Source organism: Vibrio ulleungensis, assembly GCF_016900875.1.
Taxonomy (GTDB): Bacteria; Pseudomonadota; Gammaproteobacteria; order Enterobacterales; family Vibrionaceae; genus Vibrio; species Vibrio ulleungensis.
In genome coordinates, this window is record NZ_JAFEUM010000007.1 from 241,460 (window position 1) to 264,101 (window position 22,642).

The following is a 22,642-nucleotide window of genomic DNA, read 5'->3' on the forward strand; positions in this document are numbered from 1 at the left end:
AAAAAATTGCACTAAATGTACCAATGCCACGCTTATTGGGCAAGGCATTGACACACAAACTTGGGGTAAATCTCGCTTTTTGTCGAAGAAGACTGAGATAAGCCGGAAAAAAAGAATTTTCTTAGGTCTAATTTCCGGTTAATCCGCGCTCTCCTCGGTAAATTACACGATCATTTCCTCGGAAGGTTCCAAAGGTAATCACGGCAGATGGATCTTCATCACCAATGTTTCGCCAATTGTATCGAAGCCACGGGCGGTTAGTATAATTATTTACCGGACAATTAATCTCTGGATCGATACTAGCTACCTTTTGAGGCTCCTGGCTACCTATTCGAAGCCACATTCGTATTTGCTCCCGAACTGACGAGTCGCTATGAGAACCATATAACAGAGAAGACGAAGGAATAGATTGCTCACTCGCTTCTCCGTTGATCACTCCGCCAATCCCATTGAAGGAAGCAACACTTGCTCCACTGTCTAACCAGATTTGTTGAACGCAGTGATACTCGCCATTGTAAGTAGAACCTACCGCTAATGTAGAACCATCGCTACTGTTTTGAATAAACCTATCACCATTCCAATATTCAACCCTTAATGGAATGATCAATGCTGATCCTGTTAGCCCTTGTCCACTATTACCTGCGACATCATCTAGCACCATACGCCCATATCGAAAATCGTACGCTGACTGCAAGGCGACGAATTGCGTGATCTCATCGGTTAGTTCAATCGCCGTTTGCCATGAAGCGCCGTCAAATACACGACTCACATCCAATCCGAAATCGGTATTTGAGTCGGTATAAGGACCGTCGGTAAACGTCGTTTCAGCGAGGATAGGAGTGCGCATAAAGGAAAATGCATCGAAATTGACGGCTAATTGAGAGTAAGGCTTTTCGCCATCGCTAGGCGTGGTTTTAACCCAATTGTTGACTGGGTAAATAGTCGGTATAGCACTGCCATCATCAAACAACCTATCAACGAGATCCACTGCAGAACTTGTCTGAGCAATATATTGAATTTCCGACGCATAGCTAGGCGAAAATAGATGATAGTTTTGGACCTTTGTGCCATCAACCGCATGCGCAAATACACTAAACTGGTGTTGCAATGGCTGATTCATATACGCGAAACTGCTGTGCTCCGTGGGGTGATCGACATTATCTTCAGCACTTAGGTATTTTGGATAGAACCGTCCTATCGCTCTTACACCTGGCTTAATATCCCCTAAGAAAGCACCGCTTGCCGATACAACCAAGCTTCCTACGTCATTCCAGCTTAAATCGTTTAACACAATATTTGTTTGATCTTCATTAGTCATCTCTGTTGTGCCTAGGATACCGTCGCCAATCTCCCCTCCCGTTGGAGAGTCGATTGCGGTAGACTCCAATTTCGCGCTACCTAGGGGGGCATCAAAGCCGAAGAAGTTTTGTGTCTCTGCTTCACCACATAGTGTAGTCACATCAATAGTGGCGGAATCTGTGGCACCTGTAATGTACCTCAGAGGGTGTAAATTAAGGGTGAAAAATTCCCCCGCTGCCGCAAAAGCATCGATATCCAAGTCGCCACTGCTTGACGTTCCTGTCAGTGACTTTTCGTCGTGACATATCGCGAATGTCCAAGGGCGAGCATCAAGTTGCTGGATGCCAACAATGTCCTCACACTCTTGTTCATTGTCATCGTTGGTGATGCACACTTGATCCGTTAAGGTATAACTCACGCTACCAGCTTCAGGGTAAATCACCTCTGTTTCTGCACTAGCAGAACTGTTAAACCGCAATTCCAATGCACTGTTTGGAGCGGCTATCCAGTTATCACTTCTATCCTTCACTGAAATGACTTCTGCAACATTAAGGTCAAGAGTCGTTGGTGCTTCATAAGAAGTAATGGACAATTCTAACTCTTTGTCTCCACTATATAAATCATCAGAGATTGGAGCAGGGTTACCACTTTCGTCACATTGAAGCGCTTGAATCGTAATGGTCGTCGCCTGATTGGCGATAACAGATTGAACAGAGTCGCTAATCTCGAAACGATTGGGCACAAAGTCGTACTCGCCACGTTGCAAAGTACCCGATTCACTTCCTTCAATATAAGCTTCAACCATGACAGTACCAACCGTGTTGTCACTTAGGTCAATTTGCAGTAGCCCTTGAGTGTTCGTCTTGTAGCTATTGCCACCATTTGAACTGCCTTGTTTTACGGTTGTCACATAGGTCGAACTGTTTGAAAAGTTAGCGATTATGTTCCCCGTAAAGCTACCATCTGGTTGGTTAGATGCATTCAGCACTTGAAAGTCGAGTGTTTCTCCCGCTTCACAGGTTAGATTAACGGCTCGTTTTGGCGTCAAAAGCAACAGTCGTACACTTGGGTTGGGCGGTGAACATCCGGGTATCCCTTGCGGTTGGATAAAGCTGGTATCGCGCGCTTCAAAGTCAATATACGGAGCGGTAATCGCACCTTTCATTTGAAAACGAGCGGTATTTTCAACCTTAAAGCCTACAGTACTTTGCGAAGATACGTATACGCTAGCGCTCACTTTTATGTCTGAGCCACCAACGGGATGCCATTTCGAATCTGCCCCATGGCCAATAAAAGTCAAGTCTGTGTGTTCAAAGCCATCTAAACTGCTTGCAGCGTTCAAATACATTCGATCTCTTTGACTAAAGCTGATGGTGTTGTAGTGAATGACAACAGGCCCATCGACCAAAAGCGAGGCGTCATTTTCATTGAAGGATAACGAGCCTACCCAATATTCACCTGCAGCTAAAGTAATGCTACTTCTATTCCGACCAAACGAGAATGAGGTGTAACTGCCCGGGCTAAGATCGACATTGCCACTTTCTGGAGCCACAATATCAGGCCCCGAGGCGACAAAAGCATCAAGATCGGGCACACCATCCGGGAAATAATTAAGCGCATTACTGACCGTACAAGCCCCACCATCATTTTCACCATCTTGATATTGACAGCCGTTGTTCGAAGTAGACGCTCGGGAGACCGAAGAGCTCACAAACGCTAGCGCGTCAGTGGTGTTTTTATCATCAAAAATAATCTTATTACCACCGCCATTTCCACCAGAAATATTGAGGTATCCATCAATAGGTTCCCATACGCTGCTGCCTTGTTGATACCGATTGGATTGAATGCTATCTGGAAAATAAGGACAAATATCGGGAAGGGTAGTGTCAGGTGGGGTGACAGGTTCGTTATTACAATCTAACGACTGAATCTCAAGACCTTCTCCATTCAAGTTACCGGTTTTTAGTGGCGTATTCTTCTCTTCAATGAATCTATAATCTGCATCGCCGGGCCCTTTTAAGTAGTAATACTCTTTACCGCTGCTGCGTTGGTAATCGATTCGAACTTGGTAAGTCTCCCCCGTTATTAGAGACTGTTCATTAAATATGTAGTCAGCATCCGCAACTTCATTTTGAGTGTACCAAAGCGTTTGTTCTCGTTTGCTGCCCTGCGTGAAATAGACTTCTTGGAGAGTATCACTAGCCAGTACGTCAAAAGTTGTAATAAAGTCGTGCGAACCATTGACGTTACATGTTTGTAAAGGCTCTTGCTCTGGTAACACGGTGGTCATTTCAGCATCGCCGTAGAGCTTTATTTCATCAGCGGTCAATGTTCCCTGAAAGTCCATTCCTTGCAGGTCGATATAATTCTCAGCGACTATGTGCCCAACGAAAGAATTATCGTCTTCGTTACCCGTGATAGTGACAATACCGTCACCCACGCTGCTATCTATAGGTGAGACTAAAACAAAGTTATTTGGATCATCATTGACGACGGTAATCGTTGACTTGTCAAAGTTAAACAGTGGTGCAAAGAGCGTTACATTTTCTCCAACACTTAACCCATTACTACTGGTGAATTTTGCCTCTTTATTTGTGTAGTAAATGGTATTAGATGCTAAAGTGACTGTGCCACTTTGATCGTTGAGATTAACCAAAGTTGCATCTGCTGGAATTTGCCAATTTGGCGCTGTGGTTAACACAAGAGCTGAATTGGCCTCGCAATTTTTATTACTATTAGTTCCGCAAGGCTTATTTGGCTGCTCGATATTGTTGGATTCGGTGTAACCTAAATCAGTCGAGTCAACCGCTCCAGATATAGAATAATTATCTAATATCGATATTGTGCCGTCTGCGTCCGACCAAGTCTGAGCCGCTGTTGCTGGGAGTGATTGACTAGGCAATGGCCAGTAAGGGGCACCTTGTGCAAGGCAGGATACAAATATCAGTGCGTAAAGCCATCTAATCCAAAGATTAAGCATCGCTGTCTCCTTTCAACCAAACCTCTTGCACTCGCTCGACTTCAAACTTACTGCCATCACTACAGCGTGCTCGAGACGTCACTTTAATAAATTGAAGTTCTTCTGGAATGTAACTTGCATCTAAGTCTTGAGGAATTGCGCGGCAACTTATTATTGGGGCAGTGCAGGCTAGATCATTATTACTCACCATGTCTTCAGTTGCTGTTGAGCCGTCGATACCTTCACATAGCTCAGCGACAGTACTAGTCGAAGCCGTTAAAGGGTACAACTGCGTCATTGCCCATTCATTGGAAGAGTGCGCCAAAAACCAAGCTTGTGTGCCTAATACTTCGCGGGTCAATGTGTCTTGATTCGACCAATTCATTCGGGTGAGATTAGCGGCCAACAGCGCCAAAACCAAAATCACAAACAGTGCGACAATTAGCACACTGCCTTGTTGAGGTCTATGTGTCTGGTTTTTATTGAACATTCATCACCTGCACATCATGTTGATATTCACTTACCTCGTCGCCCAAATTGAACACGAAGTTCATATGAATGAGGCCGCCACGTTGCAATGAGGCTTGTTCATACGCAAAACTACTGTCCGTCGAATTTACGTATTCGGCTACTGTCACTGTACCCTCTGAACTGGTTTCTCTTGTTAGCAGTGAGCCGCTAATACAATAGGTGACTTTATTGTCTTCATTGAACACAAAATGTCGTCGTCCTATCGAGTGACTTTCTACTGTAGAGAGCACCTCCCCCGTACTATCTATGGCTATAGATTCGTCTTTCAAACTCAAGCGTTGGGGGCTACCACTTTCTAAGTCCTCGATCCGGCTTGGGTTGATGACCATAAAATCTTTATCATCAAAGGTTAATGGATAGCTAATTCCATCATTACCCAGCACAAACTCAAGCGTTAATATCGGATTTTCTGGATCATCTAAGTCGAGTTGCTCAATATAAAACCCCGTATATTTGATCGGGTAAAATGATAAGCATTTATTCAAGCTGGTCGTTTCAAAGCTGTTGGGGACGGCATGACGAAATTCACGCGTCATCTTTTCTAAAGCAAATCGAGCTTGATTTTGTAGCCTCTGACGATCTGCCGAATCGACATATCCACGGGCACCAAACTCTACAAACCCAGCAATAGCTAAAAATAGTACAGAAACAACGGTAATGGTGATGATCATCTCAATGAGAGTAAAACCGTTTCTTCTCATTAGTAGTTCCCTCGGTAACCAATCATCGAAACGGAGCCGTACGTGTTGTTTAATACTTCGACTGTGACTTTCTTCATTTCTGTTCCGTCGATACTTTCATATTCCACCTCAACAAAGACAGCGAAATTGGGGTAAGCGGAAACAATGCTATCACCTAAGATATCGCGTAACGCTTTAGGATCATCGCTACATAGTGATTCACTCGCCGCATTAGTTGTCCAACACCCAATGTAATCGTCAACGTCGTTGTAAAGCTTAGGGTTATTGATTTCATCACTACTATCTGGACCAAACGGCTCGGTACACGCAGGTTGGCCTGATTCACCACAGCGCAGCAATCCTCCATTGGTATCACTGTTGTCTGCATAGCCGCGAGCTAAGACTTCGGTCATAAAGCTTTGTGCAAGCGCTGAAGCCCGCACTTCGTAATGAGGTTTACCCGATTGGGCGATTTCTGGAAAAAGAAAGCTCGACAATGTCACCATGGCGATCGCAAACACGACTATAGCGACAATGCTCTCGATAAGTGTGAAACCTTTTTGAGCATACTTAGCAATCATACACATACCCCTGACTATTAATGCACACTGGGTATTTATCACCAAATTGATTAGTAATATCGATGGTAATTGGCATAGTGCAGCTGCCACTGCAAGTAGGGTTGCCTAGCAAATCAAAACTGACCTGAATGGAAGGAGAAAATGAGAGTTCAGTATTGTCTAAAAAGACTTTATCGCTAAATTGCTCACCACTGGAACTGCACGCAGCGACTGAACCTAAGCATTGGTTGGTGACCGATAATTGATAGTGCTTACAGGCAGTGCACGAAGGATCATTAATATCTTCGATGTTGGATTGCATTCGGCCAAGTTGAATTTGTCGAATAACATTGATGCTTTGATCTTGAGCTGCGTAGCCAGAGAATTCGCCTACACCTATGAACTTACTTGCCGCATAAACCGCAACAATGGCTAATAATATGACGACCACAATCAGTTCAATAAGAGTGAAACCCAGTTGCTGCTTAAGATGTGGAAAAGGCTTTATAGTCACAAGTACATCTCTAATCACTAAGTGATTATAATTATACAAGAAATACAAACTACTGCATGAATTTCGTGCAAAAGAAAGGCTAGCAAATGCTAGCCTTTATACAGTTTTACAAGCCAAAGTGACATATCAATATAGTTAGTAAGATACAGTTTAGCTTTACTCTGCACATTTACTTATTGTTATGAACTTACTAAATAGCTATATACATTGTTACCCGTTTTAGCTGCTGTAGTTACTGAGGGCATAGCACCTGACTGAACACTTTCATAGGTTGCAACGTAATCATCAATAACTATCCGATGACACAACAGCTATGTAATAATTAGCTATATTAAAATAGACAGCAATAACGAAACTGGCTTAAATAGCATAACTAAATTAGAGAACTACTATTGTTTTAGTTAATTACTAAGACTAAAAACCAGTTTAACAACCGCTAGCATCTGCTGCAGATATTGTAGGAACCCCACCCTCTACAGACGGTGCTGTATAAGAAACTACACAACTTGTGCCGTCTGAACTATCAGCAAATCTGTATACGATCTCATCACCAGTACCTGTCCCAGCACTGCCCTGAGTTGTATCAACTACCCAATCGTCGCCTGTTGTAAGTCCTTCAACGGCTCTTCCGATACCACTTTCATCTGCTGCTGGGTAACCATAAACAGTAATAATGTCGTCACCACCAGCTATTCCAGTTGGAACTGCACCAGACTCTGACCGTTCCTGACCTTCGATAGCCGACTTACCATATACAATAGAACCTGCCCCTGCCATCGCACCTTTAAGCCCTTGCAACGAGGATGCACGAGCATCAGATTGAAGATTCAAAAAACGAGGTGCTGCTGTAACAGCCAAAATACCCAAAATAACGATAACAACCACTAACTCAATAAGAGTGAAACCTTTTTGATTTTTCATAATTCAATTCTCTTGGTCTAATTAAAATTCTAGTCTTCTAGTGTAACGGTGACACTACCTTTTGTAACATCGTACTCGAAGTAATGCCCAGAATCTGTGCTTCCCTCTAACTGTGTATAACGGCAGACATTTGCATCAATACGATCCGCACGGTATTTATAGGTAGAGTCGGCCTCAACTTCAGTTGGAACGCCTACTTTAGGTGGGTTTTGCAACATAAAGTCCATTAAGTCACGACAGGTAGCATTGTTTGTAATTGATGTCGGTGAACTTCCTGTTGGTACATCCTCACCCACGTATGCTATAGGGTAACCATCCCGAAATCCATCATTGGTTGCACTTGTCAGCCAAAAGTAATCACCGTCATAATTTACATAGTTGGTGTTAGTCGCATCCAAATTAGGGCGAACTTCCGCTTCCCATTGCGCTCGTGCTGAGAGAACGGCAGTTGCATAACCGCCAGCAACGCCTTCAATACTGGCTTGCTTAGCTTGATCGGTTACATCCAAGAATCGTGGTAGTGCAGCAACAGCCAAAAGGCCTAAAACTACAATTACAATCACGAGCTCTACTAATGAGAAACCACTTTGTCTTTTCATAAACACATCACTCTTAAGTTAACGTTATTTGTACCAATCATGTACAAACTTTGTACTAAAGTTGTTTGGGCGCGCAATAATACACACCTGGTAACACTTAATCTAGCGAAACTCTGACTCTGACAGAAAATTGACTGTTGTCGATCATTAAATTTAATTGTTGCCCTGTTTTGTATTGATATTGGCACTCTATTTTGCCCGATTCATTCAGCTGAGTTATAGATGGTGAGTCATTACCAAACACAGCAATCGTCGGATGTAATATTGTTAGCCAATGCAAACAGTTAACATCATTATCTAAAGTAGGCAGCACCCACCCCTTATCATTAAAGGCAATACGCATACCTTCGGCTTCAATGTCGCTTGGTTGACCATTAACAATCCAGTACTGTTTATACTTGTTCGCCACATCTAAAATTCGCGAACCTGTCACCATTAAGGCCGTATGTTCTGCCTCTTCTTCGACACTCAATAAATTGTAAAGCAATGTTGCTGTCAAAGCTAATATTACAATTAACCAAACACTTAACCGACTTACACGTACTGTTCTGTGCGGTTCTACCATGGCAAAATACCTACCTATTTACCTTGAATGGCATCTAACATGCCCCACATAGGTAAGAAGATACCTAGCGCTAAAATAAGCACCATTCCGGCGACAATCACCAGTAATATTGGCTCGATTCGAGCGGTTAGAGTTTTTAGGTCGTAATCCACTTCACGGTCATAAAAGTCAGCGACTTCTAACAGTAACTCATCAATACGCCCCGTTTCTTCACCAACGGTGATCATCTGAACCACCAAGGGAGTAAACACACCACTATTTACCGCAGTCGCGGAAATCGCGCCCCCAGCCTCAATAGACGCTTTCATTTCGAGAAGGCGAGCCTCTAAGTATTTGTTGCCTAATGACTCTGCACTGAGCGCTATGGATTGATTTAACGGAACTCCCGACTGAAGCATCAACGAAAATGTACGAGAAAACCGAGACATCTGTGCTCGATTGACAATATTGCCAACAATAGGGAACCGCAATCGCAATTTATCCCAAGTTTCTCGACCGTCAGCAGTGTTAAGCCAGGTGCGAAACGCAAAGGCTAATGCCACAGAGACACCAATGATAAAGTGCCAGTAATTCACAAAGAAATTCGAAGTGCCTATTAATATTCTCGTTGGCAGCGGCAGCTCTACACTAAACCGCGAAAACATTGAGGCAAACTGTGGGATGACCCAAATGTTAAGCACAAACATTGCAATAACGATAAAACCAATGACGAGAGCCGGATAACGCATCGCTGTTTTAATGCGTTTACGTGTTTCTACCTCTTGTTCAAAGTGATTACTGAGTTGCAGTAACACCTGATCCAAACGACCGGTATTCTCACCCACAGCGATCATAGACACAAACAACGGGCTAAATGCCGCTGGGTGTTTTTGCATTGAAGTAGACAAGTTTCGACCATTAGTTAAGTCGGCACTGACCTCTGTGAGCGCTTGTTTTAGTTGCTTGTTGGTCGTATTAGCGGTTAGTCCACGTATTGCTCGCAGCAATGGCACGCCCGCTTTAGTCAAACTGTACATTTGACGACAAAAAATCACTAAGACTTCCAACGGTATTGCAGGGGTGAATAATTCGGATAAATCGAAACTCGAGCCACCTTTTGACTTACCAACCGTCAACGAAGTAGGAGTCACCCCTTTATTCATTAATGACTCAATAGCCAGGTCTTCAGTCGCAGCATCGACTAGCCCGCTGACCTTTTTACCGTCTAATCCTCGTCCTTGGTATCGATAAGTCGCCATAGTGCCCCGCTACAAGTAAACCGGCTCAGCGGAGCCACCGTTATCACCTTCACCAAGCGCCATGACTTCATCTAAACTCACCACGCCTTGCACAGCCAACTCCATAGCAGACGTTAGCAACGGTTTGTAATGTGAAGTCGCACGTGCTGTTCGAGCAAACCCAACCGCGTCATTGGCTCTTAAGGCATCCATAAGAGCGTTATCTAATTCAAGTAACTCAAACACACCAATTCGGCCGCGATAGCCCGTTAGGTTACAGTTTTGGCAGCCCTTTCCTCGAGAGAATCGATGAGAAACCTGATTCGGGAATCTTGATTCTAACCAAATACGCTTAGCTTCATCCGCTTCTTCTTCATGCGAGCAATCGGTACACACTCGTCGAACGAGTCGCTGTGCCAATACGGCTCGAACGGAACTGGCAACCAAATACCCAGGAGCCCCCATGTCCATCATACGAAGTGCACTGTCAACGGCATCGTTAGTATGTAAGGTGCTGAGTACAAGGTGACCGGTTAACGCGGCGCGCAAACCTATCTCAACCGTTTCTTGATCACGCATCTCACCCACTAGGATAATGTCGGGGTCTTGACGGAGAAAAGTTCTTAATACCGTCGAAAAATCTAAGTTAATTTTAGGGTTAACTTGCACTTGATTCACTCGGGGCAATCGATACTCAACCGGATCTTCAGCGGTGATGATTTTTTTACCTGGTGAGTTAAGCTCAGACAGCGCTCCATACAAGGTTGTCGTTTTACCTGAGCCTGTCGGCCCAGTGACCAAGATCATTCCGTGTGGACGCTGCAATTGCTTGCGGATCCTTGCCAATATGTCTGCTGGTAATCCTGAGTCTTCGAGTTTAAGAATACCCGCAGTTTGATTGAGTAAACGCATGACCACTGATTCGCCATATTGCACAGGCATGGTCGACATACGAATATCGACAGACTGACCTTTACTGCGAATATTAAAACGTCCATCTTGAGGCAGGCGCTTCTCTGAAATATCGAGATTCGCCATCAGTTTTAAGCGCAACACTAGCGCCGAAGCAATGTTTACTTCGTTAAGCAGCGTTTCGTGCAATACGCCATCGATACGCTGGCGTAATCGCAAAACGTTGGCGTCAGGCTCAATATGAATATCGGACGCACCGACCTGTATAGCATCTTCAAACAGCGAGTTAATAAGTTTAACAACCGTGACTTCTTCACTGTCAGCTTCGTCCTGAATCTGAAAACTAAACTCATTGGTGTCTTGGTGTTCGGCGTCGAGCTGCTCGGCAAAGGATGCGATTTCCTTTGTACGACGGTAGTAACGATCAAAGCCATCAACTAGCTGATGCTCAGCAGCAATAACAAACTGTAGGTTATAAGCGGACAGTTGGGTCGCTATAGATTCTTGAGCGAACAAGTCAGCAGGATCACTCATCGCTACATTTAAGGTGTCTGCTGATTGCCCTATTACCAGGGCCCGTAGTCGGCGTGCATGAACTTCAGGTAGCAGTTGTACAGCTTCTACATCCACCTGAAATCGGCTTAAATCAATTAACGGCAGATCAAGTTGTTGAGACAGAAACTCGAGCATTTGGTGCTCAGATAGAAACCCTAGTTGGATCAGTGTATCTCCAAGCTTACGACCGGTTTGCTGTTGTGCCGACAATGCTTGAGTGACTTGTTCCTCAGTGATGATACCTTCTTCGACTAAGAGGTCGCCGAGGCGTTTACGAAGCTTAATTGCCATCGCTACTCTCCTGCATCGACGTAAGCAATGCGATTCGTTGTCGAATGAAGTCTTGAGAGCTATTTGACACACCAACCTTGCCCAGTGCACTTTGGTAGGATGCCATTGCCAATTCAAACTCTAGTGAACGCTCTTGTTGAATGGCAAGTCCTAACCACCAACGACCATTTTGTGGCTCTCGTTCTGCCAGCATCGAATAACTTTGCTTCGCAATATCGACGTTCTTAATCTGCTGTGCCACGCCCGCACGCAATGCTAAGTAATCATTGCTTGCGTTATTGGGTAAGTAAGCCAAGGGGGAAAGTGCCGCCTCTGTTTGCTTCTCTTTAAGGAGCAACTTAGCCAGGGCTATCCTAAGAGGCTCGCCATCTTGATTAATTTGAATGCCTTGTTGCAACAAGTCCATCGCTTTACGTGTTTGACGTTTCCCATAATAAAGAGCAGCAAGGCGCTGCCTAGTTGCCTCATCTGTTGGCACAAAGCGAAGGGCTTTGGTGTATTCACTAATGGCTGTGTCCGCATCATTGGATTCAACGGCTTTTTGAGCGCGAGAAATAGCTTGCTTTGCTAAATCTTGAGGCGTCAAGTCAACCTGCTCAATGGTCATACTCTCGGTTTGCACAACCTGAGTTGCTTTCGCAATCAATATAGGTTTTTCGATAGGTTTGGCTGCAGGTGCGGGGGCCTTGGCAACCGTTTGAGGTGCGACAACTTTAGCGTTTTTTTCGGCGCTACTTTTCTTGGGTGGTACTGTATTTTTTGGTGCCACTGCTGCCGTGTTAACAACCGCTGCTTTTGTCGTGTTTTGTAGAGGAGGAGCTGTTGAGGCGCTTTTTGTCTCAACCGTTGACATAACAGGCGCTGTTGCTGTCGCGTTATTGTCTGAGGAGGTTGCTGATGCTGCTAACGAATAAACTGTAACAACGTCGGTATCCAAGGCCGTTTTCTGCGTTGGCGCTGTCGTGACTTCAACAATAGGATCGCTGTTTACTACAAGTGGCTCGACTTCAACAATAACCTTTTGCGTTTCATTCGGTTGTGAAGCGACGAGTACCTCGCTTGCAGGGCTTGATTGATTTGCTGTCATCGCCCAACTTCCAATCGCTAAGCTGACACATACGCCAATTCCAACCCAGATGAAAGGGGATACACCGCGTTTTACCGCAGGGATCTCGGCTTTCTCAATCGATTGAGGAGTTGCACCGTTTTGTTCTGATATTTTTGATAGTGCGTTATTCACTACACTCATGCTTCACTCCAGCCCCATAAAAATGGGGTTTTGTACTTTGGTTTTTGTACGACATAGGTGTCTTTCATCGCATCGTACAAACTTTCATTTTGAACACTTTGTTTATTCGCACTAAATGCCAGCAGCAGTGATTTATGACACAACTGATTTATGATCCTAGGAATGCCACCCGCGGCCTTCCAGATTGCTTTCTTTTGAGATAGAGAAAATAGATCTGGACTCCCACCACACTGCGTGATCCTATGATCTATATAGGCGATGCTTTCTTCGACACTCAACGGCCGAAGCTCGGCACTAAAAGTAATGCGCTGCCTAAACTGTCTTAGATGATGCATATTAAGTCGCTCATCAAGCTCTGGCTGTCCCAATAGAATTATTTGTAAAAGCTTTTTGTCGGTCGTTTCTAAATTGCCAAATAGGCGTAAGGTTTCAAGCGCTTCATCACTCAATGCCTGTGCTTCATCAATCAACGCTACAACTTGTTTATCTTGTTGACTCAGCGTCAATAAACGAGACTGAATTTTATCCACCAGCAACCGAGAGTCGGGCTCGTCGATTCCTAGCTCTCTAGCAATCGCAACGCGCAGCTCTAAACCGTCCAAAACAGGATTAGGCAGATAGATTAGAGCGCACTTATCTTGTAACTGCTCTATCAGCATCCGGCAGAGCATGGTTTTGCCAGTCCCAACCTCACCCACTAACTTTATAACACCCTCGCCCATCTCAACCGCTGACAGCACGGTATGAATCGCTTCATAGTGCGGTGGGAGTGCATGAAACAGCGCTGTATTGGGTGTTAGCCCAAAAGGTTGCTGATTGAAGCCATAACGGGTGTAGTACATTATTCGCCTTCAGGGAACCATTCATTAAGTAAGCTGCGCGAGCGTTCAAGCTCTTGCTGCCAAGTGTTTACGCCTACAACGGTTGGTTTTAGTAAGATAACCAGTTCCGTTTTTTCTGTTTGCTGAACGGTATTTCTAAATAGATGCCCTAGACCAGGAATATCACCAAAAAACGGAACTTTGGAAACAGCTTCTGTGTTTGAAGACTTCATCAAGCCGCCAATAACAACAACATCTCCATCGGCTGCACGAATAACTGAGTCTGATTCTCGTATTGAACTTTTGGCAAGAGGAAGTTCAAGCACGCCCAATGCATCGCCAAGATCAATCTGTTTGTTTTCGGTTTCAACTTCAATTACGGCTGGGTGCACGTGCAGTAACACATGCCCGCTATCATCAATTTGTGGCGTTACGTCTAATGAAATACCAGAGAAAAATGGCGTCAGTTCTACTTCTGGTGAGACATTGGCGTTGTCGCCAGATCCTACAACGCTGGAGACATCGGTAACAAAGTACTCATCGGTACCCACTTTAATGACGGCTTTTTGGTTGTTTGCCGCGGTCACTCGTGGGCTCGATAGAACATTAAGATCGCCCTGAGTACCCATAAAGCTCAGCACCGCTTCAAAGTTACCATCACTCACGGTGATGTTGGTTTGTCCACCCAGTGCGGCTGCTGCGCCATCCAATCCTAGTATTGATGCGGCTGCATCAACACCTCGATTAATTACAATGTCTGTTCCGCCCAACGAGGCTGTCATATTGGACCAATTGATCCCTTGCTGATACCCATCACTCAAGGTTACTTCTAAGATCTTGGCTTCTAATATCACCTGACGTTGTAAACGCTTATGTGAAATACCTAAGAAGGTTCTGATTTCTCGAATTTCGTCTGGATAAGCTCGTACAGTGACCACACTCGATTGCGGTGAAACAACCACACTTCGACCGTCGGCCGTTCCGACCATCGTTGAGATTGCTTGTTGTAGCTGAAGCCAGAAATCACTTTCACTGGAGGTTTCAATTTCTACGCCACCGGTAGGTACCGAGTTTGAAGAGCTAGACCTAGACGACGAGCTTGATGAGCTTGATGAGGAATTACTGGACGAATTACTTGAGTTGTTGTCATCTTTACTGCTTACTGAGCCATTAGTAATCGAAGTCAATGAACGACCAACACGCTTAAACTGCAAATAGTCAACGGGGATAGTTTCTGTGCGTAGACCTGCTGGATAAACTTGAATCACTTTGCCCGAGCGAACTATCTCGTACCCATACATATCACGAACAACGTTCAATACTTCGTCCATTGTGACATCGCTAAGGTTAACCGTAATTTCACCTGAGACATTAGGGTGAATGGCCGCACTGTATTCTGTACCTTTAACGATACTGGCAAAAAAAGCTTTAGCCGCTACGCCATTTGCTTGTACGCGAAATCGTCGTAGCGTATTTTGATTGCTCACAACGACGCCATCAATATCAGGCATTAAATCTGCTTGTACAGAGTTAGGTAAGTTATCGAGATCACGGCTGTTGTTCTCATTGATCGCTTCGTTCAGCGCGGCTTTCTGCTCTACGGGATCACTATGTCCCATAGAACACCCTGCTATCGTCACTGCGACCAAAATTATTAGTATATTGCGCATATTCCCACGGTACCTTATTGCTTAATGGTTGAGTCGAAGAGCTCGAGTACCCAACGCTTTCCTTGTCTCACCAAAACCACGTATTCATTATCTATTTTTTGTACTTGGTAACCTGACACCCAGTCCCCTTGCTCAACCAGCCTATCGTTTAATATCACTGAGCATTCAACGCCCCCTAAACACACAATGCTTGTCAACTTAGGGACGGGGTAATAGGTTTTCTTCTTTTCTGTCTTAACTTGTTTAGGTGCTGTCCACGATAGCGGTGCTGTCGGATCACTCGCACTGCTGTCGTCTTCTGTGTATGCGCTAGCCGTAACACTAGCGAAGCAAATAAACAGAAGAGAAAGTCCTAATTGATAGAATAACTTAACCACCGATAAACTCCTGTCTAGAGCTCAATGTATACACTTCCATGACTAATCGAGCTTCAGGATACTCCTCTACGGTATACTGATAACTGCGCCAAAAATACTGCATAGGCATAGACTCGAGCAGTTGTAGATACTCTAAAATATCGAAGTACTTTCCAGTTAACTCAATGCGCACTGGATGCAGATAAAAACCATCGGTATCTTCACCGTTCACGTTGCTCTTTGCCACCAATGTTTCTGGCGTTTGTGAATTGAGAGATACGAGCGTCAACTTAGTACTGTTTTGCAAAACATCTTCAAGTAAATGGGCCATTTGACTGGGGGCAATTAAGCTATTCACCATTGTGGACAGCTCTTCACTTAGCGCCAAACTCTCGTCCATCAATTGCTCGAGTTTTCGGTCAATTTCCCTATCTGGGTCGCGTTTTAGTTGAGCTTCCAAAGCGATGTTTTCATTTTCTAATCGACTGACTGACCTTACATCGGCGTCAAAGCGAGATTTGCTGGCGTCGTACTGCTTCATTGCTGGTTCAATAAAAAGTGTTAATCCCAACAGAAAAATACCTACCGCACTGCAAATCACAATCAGCCATTTTTCTCGCTCGGAAAGTTGAGTAAACTTTTCACTCCATTGCTGCCAACGTTCTGCCATTTATTTACTTCCTGCTTTTGAGTCGACTTTAAACGTAACAACGCCTTCTTCATTGCGTCCAATATTTAGCGACTCGAAACTACGCCCCACTAAATTGACTTCTTGTTTAAATTCTTTGAGCCAGCTTGGGACGCTGGTTGGATCTTTAGCCAAACCTTCAAAGCTGAGCTTATCTGCGCTGATATAAATAGATCCAAGCGCTATATCATCGCGATCAATATTGGCCAAGGCTGACATGACACCTGAAAAGCCAGTGCGTTGTGTTTCATCGAATCGACCGACAGCGCTCAGTGAGACTCGCTTAGCTTCGATGTCTTTTTCTATGCGTTCAGCCGCATCAAGCTTGCTTTTTGTCGCGACATGCTGCGATAGCTTTTGCTGCAACCTCGCTTGCTCTGACGTTAATTCACTAACTTGGTTTTTAACCGAAACCCACTGTTTTTGGATTTGAGTGTTTTGATAACTATAGTAAGCCGTTGTCGCTGCAATTGCCGCGCTCAGTACCCCTAAACAGATAAGTGTTGTTGCTAGAGTAAACACCTCTTTTTGAGGGTGTAAGTGTTCTGGGTATAAGTTAACAGCAAACTGATTTAGCAGTGCAGTCTTTGTTAACACAGCTCCTACGCTCTCCCACTCTTGCGGAAGAGTGGCAACATTAACACTTAATCTCGAGTTCAGTTCTTCCAATAACTGGGGAGTATCTTCTTCATCACAGACAACAAACAGGTGATTGAAGTGGACCTGCTTAAAGCTTGCCGACAGATAATCAACCGAGCGTTGAACCTCGAGTGCAAGACTATCAAATTGAAGCCCACCCGCAGGTGATGACGTCAAAGGTGCCACTACGCCTCGGATCCCTCGTTGAAACACGGTATGGCCATCATTGATTGCCGCAACTGAGAAGTTTTCTTTCTGCGCACGATGCAGCAATAAAAAATTATCCTGTTGAGTCGCGACTTTTGCCCACACTTCATTTTCCGGGATGACCTGCGCAAGATCGAGCCCTTGACTCTCACAGGCAGATTTTAATAGCTCTAGCTGTGTTTTCTTATACACATAAGCTTGGCTTTTTCCTTTAGTCGGTAACTCAACGGCATCAACGACAACGTCTGAAATTCGCTCTGCAATAACATCTTTTAACAAAAAAGGGAGTGCAACTGGCCACTCTTCTTTGGGAATTTTTGGGGTGTCAATTTGATAAGCTTGGTAAAATTCTGAGCCTAACACAACAATGCAGGAGAGACCTTTAACCTCGATACTTTCCAAAACGTTATGCAGCGCTTGCCCCCAATCACCGCCGTCTACAGGAACCTGATTGTGGCTGAATTGCTGGTCCTGTTGTTGGGTGAAATAGAGAACATGTTTACTGACAAAAAACGTCACGCCACCTTGGGTAGCGCTCGACTTACTCAATCGTTTGAAGAGTTTCAGTTGGCTAAATGTCTTGGACATAAGGATTGATACAATTCCCTTTCTATTAAGTCTTTAATAATACTACACTTTGAATTAGTTGAGCTATTTTTTACGCCAGCGATTACGTCGACCCACTTGCACCTTAGTGTTGTGTACAATTTTTTCAGCCTGGGTGCCCTTAAGATGTTCTTGGTCGTACAAGCGCCCTTGAACACCTTTAACACCTAGCTGTCTTAAAAAGTCCAACTCTCTTTCTTTCTCAACGCCTACCGCAATAATCTCAGTGTTACTGTCACTGCAAGCCCCTAATAAACTGCGAACAATGAGTTGATTTTCAGGGCGACGGTCAATCTCTCGAACAATGCCTCGATGCAGTTTTAAGAACGTAATGTCAAACTCTTTTAGGTAATAAGTGCTTACAATTGTTCTGCCAACTTGTTGAACAATAACGCTCGAGCCTACGGCTGAAATCAACTTCAATACGGGACGCATAAAGTCTAAGTGCGTCACCAGCTCACTTTCTACAAACTCAAAGCTCAAGCGTTGGCGCTGGCTGGGCGGCATTGTGAGTAAGTAGTCTCTAAATCGATGTTGATGACTGCGCTGTCTAAATGGCAACGTAGATAAGTTTACCGAATAACGTCCAGAATCACTATTCACTAATTTCTTAACTTTCTGTAGGACTTCACTGTCAAACTGAGCTTCATACCCAACTTGAGTCAATGCATTATAAAACTGCGATGCTTTTAACAGTTGATTGTTTTCATCAAAGATCCTAGCAAACAGCTCCTGGTGGATCTCTTCACGTAGATTTCCATCTTCCACAAAGCAGCGCTGCGCGTAAAACTGAATGGACTCTTTTCGAGCTTGCTTATCAAACAGCTGGCGCCAGCGAACACTGCCCCTTAGAGCCTGTTCTTCATGTTGTTTGTCAAACCGGCTCCAGTTATTCGATGATTGTAATTGAGCACTTTTAAGGGCGGTCGTTGCCTCTTCCAATAATCGACCGCGGCTTTCACCATGACGGTACATGGTTAACCCAAAGTGAACCCAGTTTTCTTGATTAACGATGGAAGATAACGATAACTTCTCTAAAGTATTGAGCAATTGATTTAACAGCTGCGCACACTCTTTTGCCCCTACACGTGGTAATAACAATGCAAAGCTATTATCGAAGTATCGAGCGATAAGAAGTTCATCGTAGCGTGAAAAAACGCTTTTAATCGATTCGTCGAGTTGAAGTAAGAGACGCTCTTGCTCGTCACTTGATAAGTTATCTTTGAGCTCTTCCCACTCATAGATCTCTATTAACGCTATCGCACCACTGGATCCACTTTCCATAAGACTAGACTGCAGTTTACTGTCAAACATGACCCGATTCGCAGAGCCCGTTAGCTTATCTAAGAATGTGTTTTCACGTAGGAAAGTGTCAAATCGACTGCGCTCGCGCCGAGCATCACTAAGCTCTTGAATACACTGGTCTAATGCCTCACTAGCTGTATAAGGCCATTCTCTAGCATCCCCTTTTGCATACTCTTCTACTCGCCCAGCCAATAACATCTTGCCGCGCTCTTCTAACAGTTCTGTGCCCAACAGTTGCTGTTGCAACCATTTCACGCCTTGATACAAGCAAAAAATGATCAAAATAATCGCAAAGGTAAACGAAGATAGAGCTCCAATAGAGTAGCTGTACCCTACATAGGGAGGAACCAATTTTATCTCGAGGACGTAGTCTGGATGACTCATTAAGGCGAACTCATCGCCATACAGCATCGCTGTATCCCACTTTTGGGATGTGTCTCGATAGTCAAAAATGGTGCCGGTGTTGGTCGAACGAATCTCTAGCTCAATGACACTGCTGGCTTTAAGCAATTTTGGGATCCAGCGACGAAGCTCTTCCGGGTCATGCTCCTTAGATAGCTCTTCATCCACGACTTGTACAATGCTTCTCAACGTTTGATGCATATACTCATCGCCGAGTTTTTTGATCGAAAAGCTACCGCCAACAAACAGCAGGAATATGGTGGTCACAACAATCATGGTCACAACTGTAACCATTCTGGTGCTTAGTTTTAATGTGGAGGTGTATCTCATCTAGAAATCGATCCTTGATTTCGTTAAGTGGCTATTTGGGGTGCCAAGTTAACCACCAAGATAGCGTGATATTAAGCGGATCGCACGAGCATTTTGCTTCGCAGCATCATAACTGTGGCAAAGATTAAACATCCAACAGCCGCATTGGGCATAATGGCTAAACTAACCTAATCCGGAAACGATATAGTAGAAGATCCCATTCAGCGTTTAACCTATTCTGATGGCATAAAAAAACCCAGCAAAGCCGGGTTTTTAAGTATCTAAACAATGAGCTAAAACTTAAAACGGAATATCGTCGTCGAAGTCCATTGGCGGCTCATTATACTGAGGCTTTGGCTGCTGCTGTTGTGGAGCAGGTTTAGCTTGCTGAGGAACCGCATTACCAGGATGGCTCATTTGTGGCTGTTGAGGTTCGCCCCAACCACCTTGTTGCTGCTGTTGCTGCTGTTGTCCACCACCCTGCTGGCCTTGCTGGCGAGAGCCAAGTAGTTGCATTTGACCTGTTGGCCACTGAACCGCTACTTCTGTAGTGTAACGGTCTTGGCCGCTTTGGTCTTGCCACTTACGAGTCTGTAGTTGACCTTCAACATAAACTTGAGAGCCTTTGCGCAAGTACTCACCGGCAATTTCCGCGGTTTTGCCAAACAACACAACACGGTGCCACTCAGTTTTTTCACGTTGTTCACCAGAGGCTTTGTCACGCCACGTCTCTGAAGTTGCGATTGTAATGTTTGCGATCGCGTTGCCATTTGCCGCAAAACGCACTTCTGGGTCGCCACCAAGATTGCCCATCAGGATGACTTTATTTACACCACGGCTTGCCATGTACTGCTCCGTAATTCGTCTGTTTTTCAAAAAGGGGACAAGCATAACACTATCTCTGCTCGTCTCAAGGTTTGATTCTTCAAAGTCTAGCTTACACCGCGTCTTTTAAAAGATTAATCCTCGTTAATGTGTCCAGTTTAAAGACTTCGCGCGACGTCAAAACTCTCTGTCCTTTGCTTCATAATTTGCATTTTTATTTGTGAATTAGGCAGTAAAGATTTTCCATCCAACATTCATAGACATTGAGTTTCTATTAGGTTCATTTCGATGCCACGCGATCGCTAAAATAGGACACTTGGAGGAAGTATGGACAGTCAAAATCGACACACAGTTCTTTATTATCACCCGTCAGTTAGCCAGCAGCTTGTTGATGGGATTGACGACTTAGACGTAAAAAGTTTGCCACTACACAATGCCTTTTCTTGTTCACTAAAACAGACACCAATCATTGTAGTGACTTTTTCGGCAAGGCACTCTTTGCAGCAAAGCTTGTCTCGATATCAGTGGGCAAACGCCCCAAGAATTGTATTGGTTGATGCGCCTGATAACATTTCAATCCGTGAGGTCATCCACTTTGGCCGAGTACAAGGCGTTTTCTACAAAGAGGTCACTTTGTTAGAACTAACTCGCGGATTGGCGCAAATCATTCAAGGTGAAGTGTGGTTCAACCGAGAGCTGAGTAATCAGCTGCTTCGATACTTTCATTCGATAATTGTTCGTTATATTCCACCGCATAAAGTTCAACTGACTCATCGCGAAATACAAGTTTTGAACCTACTTAAAAGTGGATCCAGTAATTCAATATTGGCCGATACACTGTGTATTAGTGAGCACACGATTAAGTCCCACTTATACCGAATTTTTAGGAAGTTAGATGTCGATAACCGACATCAAGCTGCTGCTTGGGCGCACCACTATTTGGAAGATCGGATGTAGCTGGTCTCAATTGTGAACAATTATTCTGTAAAAGAATCCACTAAGGTTTTTATTTAAGCAGTGCCAATGATACATTTGCACGCGAATTCCCCAAGAATTGACTAAGACACAGGACACAATAATGATTAAAAAGTGCTTATTCCCTGCCGCTGGCTACGGCACGCGCTTTCTTCCGGCCACAAAGTCTATGCCGAAAGAAATGATGCCCGTTGTTAACAAACCACTCATAGAGTATGGCGTCGACGAAGCCATACAAGCGGGTATGACCAGTATGTGCATTGTTACTGGCCGTGGTAAACACTCCATCATGGATCACTTTGACAAGAACTACGAACTAGAGCATCAAATCAACGGTACTAACAAGGAAGAGTTACTGGTCGATATTCGAGAAATCATTGACTCTGCAAACTTCACCTATATTCGTCAACGTGAAATGAAAGGGCTTGGGCACGCCATTTTAACGGGTAAAGACCTTATTGGTGACGAACCCTTTGCCGTCGTATTGGCCGATGACTTGTGTGTCAATGAAGAACAAGGTGTATTGGCGCAAATGGCTGCACTGTATCGTCAGTTCCGTTGCTCAATCGTTGCGGTACAAGAAGTGCCAGAAAATGAAACGCACAAATATGGTGTGATCTCTGGCGAGATGATCAAAGACGATCTTTACCGCGTCGACGATATGGTAGAAAAGCCTGAAGCAGGCACCGCGCCTAGTAATCTTGCCATCATTGGTCGCTACATTCTGACACCTGATATTTTTGATTTAATCGAACAAACTGAGCCGGGAAAAGGTGGCGAAATTCAAATTACTGATGCGTTGCTTAAACAAGCAAAAGCGGGATGTGTTTTAGCCTATAAATTTAAAGGCACACGTTTTGACTGCGGTAGTGTTGAAGGTTATATCGAAGCCACCAACTTCTGCTTTGAAAATATGTATCTAAAAGATAAGAAGAAAACCGAACTAGACAAACATTCAACTAAGAAAAATTTATAGTTGAATGTGTG

At 44.3% G+C, this 22,642-nt stretch carries 20 protein-coding genes; 2 read left to right on the forward strand and 18 right to left on the reverse strand.

What is annotated here, in order from left to right; genetic code table 11:
* Nucleotides 1-127: 127 nt before the first annotated feature.
* The 18 genes from JQC93_RS16635 to JQC93_RS16720 form a co-directional block, all read right to left on the reverse strand.
* Nucleotides 128-4,279 carry a DUF6701 domain-containing protein gene (locus JQC93_RS16635; RefSeq protein WP_205159505.1) on the reverse strand — a complete coding sequence of 1,384 codons (4,152 nt, stop codon included), beginning with the start codon at nucleotides 4,277-4,279 and terminating at the stop codon, nucleotides 128-130.
* Nucleotides 4,272-4,748, reverse strand: coding sequence for a hypothetical protein (locus JQC93_RS16640; protein ID WP_205159506.1), 477 nt, complete (start codon nucleotides 4,746-4,748; stop codon nucleotides 4,272-4,274). Before JQC93_RS16640 ends, JQC93_RS16635 begins: the two co-directional genes overlap by 8 nt.
* Nucleotides 4,738-5,490 (reverse strand): PilW family protein, encoded by a 753-nt coding sequence (locus JQC93_RS16645; RefSeq protein WP_205159507.1) that lies wholly within the window; start codon nucleotides 5,488-5,490, stop codon nucleotides 4,738-4,740. Before JQC93_RS16645 ends, JQC93_RS16640 begins: the two co-directional genes overlap by 11 nt.
* Nucleotides 5,490-6,050, reverse strand: coding sequence for a type IV pilus modification PilV family protein (locus JQC93_RS16650; protein WP_205159508.1), 561 nt, complete (start codon nucleotides 6,048-6,050; stop codon nucleotides 5,490-5,492). Before JQC93_RS16650 ends, JQC93_RS16645 begins: the two co-directional genes overlap by 1 nt.
* Nucleotides 6,040-6,543, reverse strand: coding sequence for a type II secretion system protein (locus tag JQC93_RS16655; protein WP_328836988.1), 504 nt, complete (start codon nucleotides 6,541-6,543; stop codon nucleotides 6,040-6,042). Before JQC93_RS16655 ends, JQC93_RS16650 begins: the two co-directional genes overlap by 11 nt.
* A 426-nt stretch (nucleotides 6,544-6,969) precedes the next feature.
* The gene (locus JQC93_RS16660; RefSeq protein ID WP_205159509.1) at nucleotides 6,970-7,464 is read right to left on the reverse strand and encodes a type II secretion system protein; all 495 of its coding nucleotides are present in this window, start codon (nucleotides 7,462-7,464) and stop codon (nucleotides 6,970-6,972) included.
* Nucleotides 7,465-7,493: 29 nt separating this feature from the next.
* A complete protein-coding gene (locus JQC93_RS16665) occupies nucleotides 7,494-8,063 on the reverse strand; it encodes a prepilin-type N-terminal cleavage/methylation domain-containing protein (RefSeq protein WP_205159510.1) in 570 nt (189 codons plus the stop codon).
* A 97-nt stretch (nucleotides 8,064-8,160) separates the two neighbouring features.
* A complete protein-coding gene (locus JQC93_RS16670; RefSeq protein ID WP_205159511.1) occupies nucleotides 8,161-8,628 on the reverse strand; it encodes a hypothetical protein in 468 nt (155 codons plus the stop codon).
* Nucleotides 8,629-8,642: 14 nt separating this feature from the next.
* Nucleotides 8,643-9,866: a type II secretion system F family protein gene (locus JQC93_RS16675; protein WP_205159512.1), complete on the reverse strand. Its 1,224-nt coding sequence runs from the start codon at nucleotides 9,864-9,866 to the stop codon at nucleotides 8,643-8,645.
* A 9-nt stretch (nucleotides 9,867-9,875) separates the two neighbouring features.
* Nucleotides 9,876-11,603: a GspE/PulE family protein gene (locus JQC93_RS16680; RefSeq protein ID WP_205159513.1), complete on the reverse strand. Its 1,728-nt coding sequence runs from the start codon at nucleotides 11,601-11,603 to the stop codon at nucleotides 9,876-9,878.
* A complete protein-coding gene (locus tag JQC93_RS16685; protein WP_205159514.1) occupies nucleotides 11,593-12,852 on the reverse strand; it encodes a tetratricopeptide repeat protein in 1,260 nt (419 codons plus the stop codon). Before JQC93_RS16685 ends, JQC93_RS16680 begins: the two co-directional genes overlap by 11 nt.
* Complete coding sequence (locus tag JQC93_RS16690) at nucleotides 12,849-13,694, reverse strand: ExeA family protein (RefSeq protein ID WP_205159515.1); 846 nt, start codon at nucleotides 13,692-13,694, stop codon at nucleotides 12,849-12,851. The genes JQC93_RS16685 and JQC93_RS16690 overlap by 4 nt, the downstream gene beginning before the upstream one ends.
* On the reverse strand, nucleotides 13,694-15,343 hold the full coding sequence (gene mshL, locus JQC93_RS16695; RefSeq protein ID WP_205159516.1) for a pilus (MSHA type) biogenesis protein MshL: 1,650 nt from the start codon (nucleotides 15,341-15,343) through the stop codon (nucleotides 13,694-13,696). The genes JQC93_RS16690 and mshL overlap by 1 nt, the downstream gene beginning before the upstream one ends.
* Before the next feature lie 14 nt (nucleotides 15,344-15,357).
* Nucleotides 15,358-15,720, reverse strand: a complete 363-nt coding sequence (locus JQC93_RS16700) for an MSHA biogenesis protein MshK (RefSeq protein ID WP_328836992.1) — start codon at nucleotides 15,718-15,720, stop codon at nucleotides 15,358-15,360.
* A complete protein-coding gene (locus JQC93_RS16705) occupies nucleotides 15,713-16,369 on the reverse strand; it encodes a type 4a pilus biogenesis protein PilO (RefSeq protein ID WP_205159517.1) in 657 nt (218 codons plus the stop codon). Before JQC93_RS16705 ends, JQC93_RS16700 begins: the two co-directional genes overlap by 8 nt.
* The gene (locus JQC93_RS16710; protein ID WP_205159518.1) at nucleotides 16,370-17,821 is read right to left on the reverse strand and encodes a hypothetical protein; all 1,452 of its coding nucleotides are present in this window, start codon (nucleotides 17,819-17,821) and stop codon (nucleotides 16,370-16,372) included.
* A gap of 63 nt (nucleotides 17,822-17,884) precedes the next feature.
* A complete protein-coding gene (csrD, locus tag JQC93_RS16715) occupies nucleotides 17,885-19,876 on the reverse strand; it encodes an RNase E specificity factor CsrD (protein WP_205159519.1) in 1,992 nt (663 codons plus the stop codon).
* 279 nt (nucleotides 19,877-20,155) lie between these two features.
* Complete coding sequence (locus tag JQC93_RS16720) at nucleotides 20,156-20,701, reverse strand: single-stranded DNA-binding protein (RefSeq protein WP_205159520.1); 546 nt, start codon at nucleotides 20,699-20,701, stop codon at nucleotides 20,156-20,158.
* Nucleotides 20,702-21,007: 306 nt separating this feature from the next.
* Here JQC93_RS16720 and JQC93_RS16725 point away from each other — a divergent pair, with 306 nt between their 5' ends.
* Both JQC93_RS16725 and galU read left to right on the forward strand, forming a co-directional pair.
* Complete coding sequence (locus JQC93_RS16725) at nucleotides 21,008-21,637, forward strand: LuxR C-terminal-related transcriptional regulator (protein ID WP_205159521.1); 630 nt, start codon at nucleotides 21,008-21,010, stop codon at nucleotides 21,635-21,637.
* A gap of 121 nt (nucleotides 21,638-21,758) precedes the next feature.
* On the forward strand, nucleotides 21,759-22,631 hold the full coding sequence (galU, locus tag JQC93_RS16730; RefSeq protein WP_205159522.1) for a UTP--glucose-1-phosphate uridylyltransferase GalU: 873 nt from the start codon (nucleotides 21,759-21,761) through the stop codon (nucleotides 22,629-22,631).
* Nucleotides 22,632-22,642 lie beyond the last annotated feature (11 nt).

Coding starts and splice junctions, on each gene's coding strand:
- JQC93_RS16635 (WP_205159505.1), bottom strand. CDS start 4,279: ATGCTTAATCTTTGGATTAGATGGCTTTACGCACTGATATTTGTATCC.
- JQC93_RS16640 (WP_205159506.1), bottom strand. CDS start 4,748: ATGTTCAATAAAAACCAGACACATAGACCTCAACAAGGCAGTGTGCTA.
- JQC93_RS16645 (WP_205159507.1), bottom strand. CDS start 5,490: ATGAGAAGAAACGGTTTTACTCTCATTGAGATGATCATCACCATTACC.
- JQC93_RS16650 (WP_205159508.1), bottom strand. CDS start 6,050: ATGATTGCTAAGTATGCTCAAAAAGGTTTCACACTTATCGAGAGCATT.
- JQC93_RS16660 (WP_205159509.1), bottom strand. CDS start 7,464: ATGAAAAATCAAAAAGGTTTCACTCTTATTGAGTTAGTGGTTGTTATC.
- JQC93_RS16665 (WP_205159510.1), bottom strand. CDS start 8,063: ATGAAAAGACAAAGTGGTTTCTCATTAGTAGAGCTCGTGATTGTAATT.
- JQC93_RS16670 (WP_205159511.1), bottom strand. CDS start 8,628: ATGGTAGAACCGCACAGAACAGTACGTGTAAGTCGGTTAAGTGTTTGG.
- JQC93_RS16675 (WP_205159512.1), bottom strand. CDS start 9,866: ATGGCGACTTATCGATACCAAGGACGAGGATTAGACGGTAAAAAGGTC.
- JQC93_RS16680 (WP_205159513.1), bottom strand. CDS start 11,603: ATGGCAATTAAGCTTCGTAAACGCCTCGGCGACCTCTTAGTCGAAGAA.
- JQC93_RS16685 (WP_205159514.1), bottom strand. CDS start 12,852: ATGAGTGTAGTGAATAACGCACTATCAAAAATATCAGAACAAAACGGT.
- JQC93_RS16690 (WP_205159515.1), bottom strand. CDS start 13,694: ATGTACTACACCCGTTATGGCTTCAATCAGCAACCTTTTGGGCTAACA.
- mshL (WP_205159516.1), bottom strand. CDS start 15,343: ATGCGCAATATACTAATAATTTTGGTCGCAGTGACGATAGCAGGGTGT.
- JQC93_RS16705 (WP_205159517.1), bottom strand. CDS start 16,369: ATGGCAGAACGTTGGCAGCAATGGAGTGAAAAGTTTACTCAACTTTCC.
- JQC93_RS16710 (WP_205159518.1), bottom strand. CDS start 17,821: ATGTCCAAGACATTTAGCCAACTGAAACTCTTCAAACGATTGAGTAAG.
- csrD (WP_205159519.1), bottom strand. CDS start 19,876: ATGAGATACACCTCCACATTAAAACTAAGCACCAGAATGGTTACAGTT.
- JQC93_RS16720 (WP_205159520.1), bottom strand. CDS start 20,701: ATGGCAAGCCGTGGTGTAAATAAAGTCATCCTGATGGGCAATCTTGGT.
- JQC93_RS16725 (WP_205159521.1), top strand. CDS start 21,008: ATGGACAGTCAAAATCGACACACAGTTCTTTATTATCACCCGTCAGTT.
- galU (WP_205159522.1), top strand. CDS start 21,759: ATGATTAAAAAGTGCTTATTCCCTGCCGCTGGCTACGGCACGCGCTTT.